Source organism: Nevskia sp. (assembly GCF_023266035.1).
Lineage (GTDB): Bacteria > Pseudomonadota > Gammaproteobacteria > Nevskiales > Nevskiaceae > Nevskia.
The window spans coordinates 8161-14152 of sequence record NZ_JAHFRY010000122.1 but is presented as its reverse complement, the minus strand read 5'-3'; the positions used below and the strand labels follow the sequence as shown (position 1 = coordinate 14152).

The 5992-nt window shown below is 62.9% G+C and carries 6 protein-coding genes; 4 read left to right on the top strand and 2 right to left on the bottom strand.

Annotated features, from left to right (window positions below; all coding sequences use genetic code 11):
- Nucleotides 1-414: efflux RND transporter permease subunit (locus tag Q0D45_RS16990; protein ID WP_293395469.1), on the top strand; the 414-nt coding region annotated here is incomplete at its 5' end.
- A 124-nt stretch (nt 415-538) separates the two neighbouring features.
- Here the strand turns inward: Q0D45_RS16990 and Q0D45_RS16985 are convergent.
- Complete coding sequence (locus Q0D45_RS16985; RefSeq protein ID WP_293395466.1) at nt 539-2053, bottom strand: leucyl aminopeptidase; 1515 nt, start codon at nt 2051-2053, stop codon at nt 539-541.
- A 367-nt stretch (nt 2054-2420) separates the two neighbouring features.
- Between Q0D45_RS16985 and lptF the strand changes: the two genes are divergently transcribed.
- Together lptF and lptG are read left to right on the top strand one after the other, a co-directional pair.
- A complete protein-coding gene (gene lptF / locus Q0D45_RS16980; RefSeq protein WP_293395463.1) occupies nt 2421-3494 on the top strand; it encodes an LPS export ABC transporter permease LptF in 1074 nt (357 codons plus the stop codon).
- Nucleotides 3491-4549, top strand: coding sequence for an LPS export ABC transporter permease LptG (gene lptG, locus Q0D45_RS16975; protein ID WP_293395460.1), 1059 nt, complete (start codon nt 3491-3493; stop codon nt 4547-4549). The genes lptF and lptG overlap by 4 nt, the downstream gene beginning before the upstream one ends.
- A gap of 32 nt (nt 4550-4581) precedes the next feature.
- Here lptG and Q0D45_RS16970 read toward each other — a convergent pair whose 3' ends face one another.
- Nucleotides 4582-5136, bottom strand: coding sequence for an RDD family protein (locus Q0D45_RS16970; protein ID WP_293395457.1), 555 nt, complete (start codon nt 5134-5136; stop codon nt 4582-4584).
- A 141-nt stretch (nt 5137-5277) separates the two neighbouring features.
- Between Q0D45_RS16970 and Q0D45_RS16965 the strand changes: the two genes are divergently transcribed.
- A complete protein-coding gene (locus Q0D45_RS16965; RefSeq protein WP_293395454.1) occupies nt 5278-5865 on the top strand; it encodes a glutathione peroxidase in 588 nt (195 codons plus the stop codon).
- Nucleotides 5866-5992: the final 127 nt, after the last annotated feature.

Below are 5992 nucleotides of genomic sequence, written 5' to 3'. Positions count from 1 at the left end.
ATCTTCCTGGACTTCGCCACGCTGAACGTCTACACGCAGGTGGGACTGGTGACCCTGGACGGCCTGATCGCCAAGCACGGCATCCTGATCGTGCAGTTCGCCAACGAGCAGGTAGCGCTGGGCCACAGCAAGCGTGAAGCGATCGAGATCGCCGCCGAAACCCGTCTTCGGCCGATCCTGATGACCACCGCTGCGATGGTGCTCGGCGTCATGCCGCTGGTCATCGCCAGCGGTGCCGGCGCCGTCGGCCGCAATCACATGGGTCTGGTGATCGCCACCGGCATCACCATCGGTACGGTGTTCACGCTGTTCGTGGTGCCGGCGATGTACATGTGGCTTGCCAGTGCCCACAAGGCGAAAACGCCGGCCGCCGAGCTTGAAGCGGGATCGGAGCCTGCCCCGCAGCGGGGCTGAGTTCCCGAACCGGAGCGTTCGTTAAAAACCCTGCATCCGGGCTCACCGGATGCAGGGTTTTCTCGTTCTGAAAGCTCGAACAGTGGCGGCATGACGGCCTGAACCGTCATGCCGCCAATGCGGGTCAGTCGTCGCCGCGCTTTGCCGCCACGTTGATCAGGTACTGGGTGAGCAGCGGCACTGGCCGACCGGTCGCCGCCTTGCCATGCCAGGCAGTTCCGGCGATATCGAGATGCGCCCACTTCATCTTCTTCGTGAAGCGATGCAGGAACATGGCGGCAACGATTGCGCCCGCTTCACCGGCACCGACCGTCGCAATGTTCGCGATGTCGGCGAATTCGCTCTTGATCTGGCCGTCGTACTCGTTCCACAACGGCAGTTCCCAGGCGCGATCGCCGATCTGCTCGCCAGCCGCCAGCAGCTGGCGTGCCAGACCCGGCTGATTCGAGAACAGACCCGAGGCGTGGCTGCCAAGCGCAACGACGCAGGCACCGGTCAGCGTGGCCATGTCGATGCAGATGCGCGGGTCGTAGGTGCGCTCGGTGTAGGTCAGCGCATCGCACAGGATCAGGCGACCTTCGGCATCGGTGTTCAGCACTTCGATGGTGATACCGGCCATGCTGGTGACGATGTCGCCCGGCTTGCTCGCCGCGCCATCGGGCAGGTTTTCGCTCGCCGCGACGACGCCGATGACGTTGATCGAAAGCTTCAGTTCGGCCATCGCCGCGAAAGCGCCGATGACACTGGCGCCGCCGCACATGTCGAACTTCATTTCATCCATCTTCGCAGCCGGCTTGATCGAGATGCCGCCGGCGTCGAAGGTCAGGCCCTTGCCGACCAGCGCGATCGGCGCTTCGCCCGCCGTGCCCTTCAGGTATTCCATGATGATCAGCTTCGCCGGCTGGCGACTGCCGCGGCTCACCGACAACAGCGCGCCCATGCCGAGCGCTTCCATGTCCGACTCTTCGAGAATCTTGACCGTAAACTCGTACTTCTTGCCGAGATCGATGGCGGTCTGGGCCAGGAAGGTCGGCGTGCAGATATTGCCGGGCAGGTTCGACAGCCGCTTGGCCAGCGAAACGCCTTCGGTGATCGCCTGCGCTTCCTGCAGTCCCTTCTCGCCGGCAGGCAGATCGCTGCGCCGTGGCACGTCGAAGGTCAGGCGCTCGATCTTCGGCAGCACGATGTCTTCACGCGACTTCTCGCCGCGCATTTCGTCAAAACGATAGAACTCGGTACCGGTAGCCAGCGCCGCCTGCAGCACGTTCCACTGATAGTCACGGCCCTTGACCGGCAGATGCGTCAGATAACTGACGGCGTCGATCGCCCCGGTATTGCGCAGCGCTCTGGCGGCCGCCGAATGAACCTTGCGGAACGCCGCTTCATCGAAATCACGCTCCTTGCCGAGGCCGACCAGCAGCACGCGATCGCAGAACACGCCGGACACGTTGTGCAGGACAACAGTGCGGCCGAGTTTGCCGTCCATGTCCCCTCGACGCATGATGCTGCCGAGCAGACCGTCGCTGGCTTTGTCGATTGTTTCGGCCGCCTCGGTGGTGTTTCGGCGATCAAAGATGCCGACAATGACGCAGGCAACGCGCTGTTTCTCGGGGTTGCCGCTCTTGACGAAGTATTCCATTTTGATCTTTCAGTTTTAGGAATTGAATAGAGAGACTCGGCAGGTCGGCTGTCGATCTGAGAAGTTAAATTTGCTTATCCGAATCTAGCGAAATATCACGATTTTGCTAGCGGTTTTTTTTTACCAGAGTTGTGAATTGAGTGCTTCTTTCGTCAAGAACCTGTCTTTTTCACCGATTCTGATGAATTCCCATCAACGTGCCTGCAATTGCTTTGCCAGAAACTGTGATCCAGTTCCTTGACGGAAAGTTTTTCCAGGGGATTCCAGACGGCTTTTGCTGGCGTCGCGGTCCTGCTTTCGTTTCCCGGTGGCTCGCCAGCATCGGCTTATGGTCAGTTACGATAGGGGCCGTGAACCGTCATCTTTAATGAACCAGCGCATTCTCGACCGCTACCTGCTGCGCGAAGTGTTGTCCGCGTGGGCGGCCGTCACTTTCATCCTGCTGGCGATCATGATCGCCACCCGTTTCGCCAGCGTGCTGGGCGTCGCCGCCAAGGGCGAGTTGCCGCGCGAGCTGCTGATGAACGTCGCGCTGCTGTCCAGCCTCCGCTATCTGGTGATCCTGATCCCGGTGTCGCTGCTGCTCGGCATCATGCTGTCGCTCGGCCGGCTGTACAGCGATAACGAAATCACCGCGATGACCGCCTGCGGATCGGGGCTCGGCCGCCTGTATCGGCCCTTTCTGGGTTTGGCTGCGGTGTTGACCGGACTGACCGCGGCGCTGTCGTTCTCGATCGGCCCCTGGGCGGGCCGGCAGGCGGATTTTCTGGTCAAGGATGCCAAGCGGCTGGTGCAGTTCACGCCCTTCGAGGCTGGCCAGTTCAAGACCGTGGCCGGCGGCCGCGCGGTGTTCTACACCGACTCGATCAGTGCCGATGGCCGCGACCTGGGCCGGGTATTCGCCGAGATCGAGGAAACGGCAGCGTCCAGCGTCGTCGTCGCCGATCACGGCGATCAGCAGATCGACACCGCCACCGGCGAACGCGTGGTCACCTTGCGCAACGGCCATCGCTATTCCGGCACGCCCGGTAATGCCGCCTACGAAGTGACCAACTTCGACGCCTTGACCCTGCGACTGTCGCCGCCGCCGTTCACCTATCTCAACAACCAGCGCAAGCTCAGCCCGACCGCCGCGCTGCTCGGCAGCGATGATCCGAAGGATCTGGCGGAACTGCATTTCCGCATCGCCGCGCCGGTATCGGTGCTGATCCTGGCGCTGCTCGCGGTACCGCTGTCGCATCTGCGGCCGCGCCAGGGCCGCTACAGCAAGATCGTCTTCGGCATCCTCGCCTACCTGCTCTATACCAACCTGCTCGGTGTCGGCCAGGCCTGGATCGGCAAGGGCCAGATGCCGACCGGCTTCGGCCTGTGGTGGGCGCATGCGTTGGTGCTGGGCGCGGCGCTGTGGATGATCCGCCGCCGCCAGCAGGTGATCGCATGAACCAGCTCGACCGCTACATCATCCGCACGGTGCTGGCGCTGACTGGCCTGGTCGCGCTCGGTCTGGTGACGATCTACACCTTGGTGGTGTTCATCTCGGACATCGGCGAAACCGGCAAGGGCACTTACGGGGTCTTGCAGGTGGTTCAGTACAGCCTGCTGATGATGCCGTCGAGCCTGTACATCCTGCTGCCGATCGTCGCCCTGCTCGGCGGCCTGCTCGGCATCGGCGCACTGGCCCGCAGCAGCGAGCTGACGGCGATGCGCGCAGCGGGTGTGTCGATGCTCAGGATCGGCGGCGCGACCCTGACGGCCGGCGCCATGCTCGGCGCCTTCGGCTATGTGCTGGGTGACTGGCTGGGCCCCACCGGCGAGCGTCTGGCTGACGAACTACGTGACGACGCACGTGGCGAACGCGGCACGCTGGATCGCTCGCTGTGGCTGCGCGACGCCGACAACATCCTGCGCATCCGCAGCCTGCTCGCCGAAGACCATGGCCGCGACCTCACCGTGTTCCGCACCGCCGCCGACGGCAGCCTGACCCAGGTGTCGACCGTCGACGAGGCCCGCTATGTCGACGGCCGCTGGCTGATGACCGGCATCAAGCGCACCGAGCTGAGCGGCGACCATGCCAAGGTGGTCAAGCTCGACCAGATCGAGATCACCGGCTCGATCACCCCGAACGTGCTCAAGCTGTTCATTCTCGAAGGCGACGTGCTGTCGGTCCGCGGCCTGTACAACCTGGTGGCCTACATGGACGACAACAAGCTGGATGCGACCAAGTACCGCATCTGGCTGTGGCGCAAGCTGATCGAACCGCTGACGGTGATGGTGATGATGCTGTTCGCGGTACCGTTCGTGGTCGGCACCCTGCGCGACTCCGGCGCCGGCCAGCGGCTGATCGCCGGCGTGATGGTCGGCATCGTCTTCTACGTGCTCAACAAGGTGTCGGTCAGCATTGGTGACCTGTACCGCTGGCCAGCGCCGATGGCAGCCGGCCTGCCCACCTTCCTGCTCGCCATCATCGCCACCTGGCGTCTGCGCGCCGCCCGCTAAAAGCAATTGGAGCAATTGGGGTCAGATACAGATTATTTTCGGCGCTTCTTTTCGGCCGGAAACGGATTGGCTGGCAGCAGTACCACTTCGCTGCCGGCGATCCAGTCATGCGGCAGACGGCGGCGGCCATCGAGCCGGCAAGCGATCAGCGCAAGCACGACGACGATCAGCGCCAGTACCGCCACCACGTCGGCGTTCGGCGCCAGCACGGCCAGCTTCGGAATGCGATCGATCATCCGCACGGCCAGCGGCGTCAGCACCAGCCCCCACCAGATCATCATCGCCACGTAACGCACGGCGGCGATCGGCAGGCGCAGCAGTTCACCATGCTCGCGGCGCAGCTGCAGGCGCCAGGCGCGCATGCCCAAGGTCTGGCCGCCCCGGGTCCAGAACCAGGCGAAGAATCCGAAACCGACGGCAAACAGCATGGCGCGCGTCAAAGCGTTGCCGGGGCCGAGATCGAACAGCTTGTTCAACGGCAAGCTGAGCAGCAAGGTGACCATCCACAGGCCGACCAGCAACAGGCCGTCATAGATCGAGGCCGCGAAACGGCGCCATAGCGGCGCGGGCAAAGCGAGTTCAGACATGAGGTTCAGGAAGGCAAGCCGGTATCATCCAGCGGTCGATCAGCCTGCAGTGGATCACGAAACCGAACTCCCGCCTGCAGCCCTGAGCACAGCCCAGCGGCGCGGCATTGTATTCCCCTGTCAGTTCCCTGGAGCTTCACGATGCGTAACGCCCTCTTCCTGGCAGCAGCCGTTTCGCTGTTCGCCCTCGCCTCGCCGGCCCAGGCCGTCGATTGCAACGGCCACGTGCTGAATCACGATGAGAAGCGTCTGCTCGGTGGCAGCGAAAACCTCTGCCAGAGCTACGCCGGCAAGGTCGTGCTGGTGGTCAACACGGCCAGCCGTTGCGGCTACACGCCGCAGTTCGAAGGCATCGAGAAGCTCTACAAGACCTACAAGGCAGAAGGTCTGGTGGTGCTCGGCTTCCCGTCCGACCAGTTCCGCCAGGAAGAAGCCACCGACGAAAGCATCGCCAAGTTCTGCTCGACCAACTATGGTGTCAGCTTCCCGATGTACAGCAAGACCAAGGTCGACGGCGCGGACGCCAATCCGTTCTACAAGCAGCTGAAAGCGTCGACCGGCGAAGCGCCGGCGTGGAACTTCAACAAGTACCTGATCAGCCGCGACGGCAAGGTGCTCGGCCACTACGCCAGCGATGTCACGCCGTCGAATCCCGAGTTGCTGAAAGCGATCCAGACCGAACTCGCCAAACCCGCGCCGGCCGGTGCAAGAACAGCCAGCACTGAGTAATCTCCGCTTACCAGCGAGAATATTCTTAGCTTTTCTTAGCTTTTTTGGACGGAATAAGGGCTAAACGATTGTTGCGTTGCGGTTGCATCCCTAAACTCCGCGTCCTTGAGCCAGAGAAAGGGCCGGT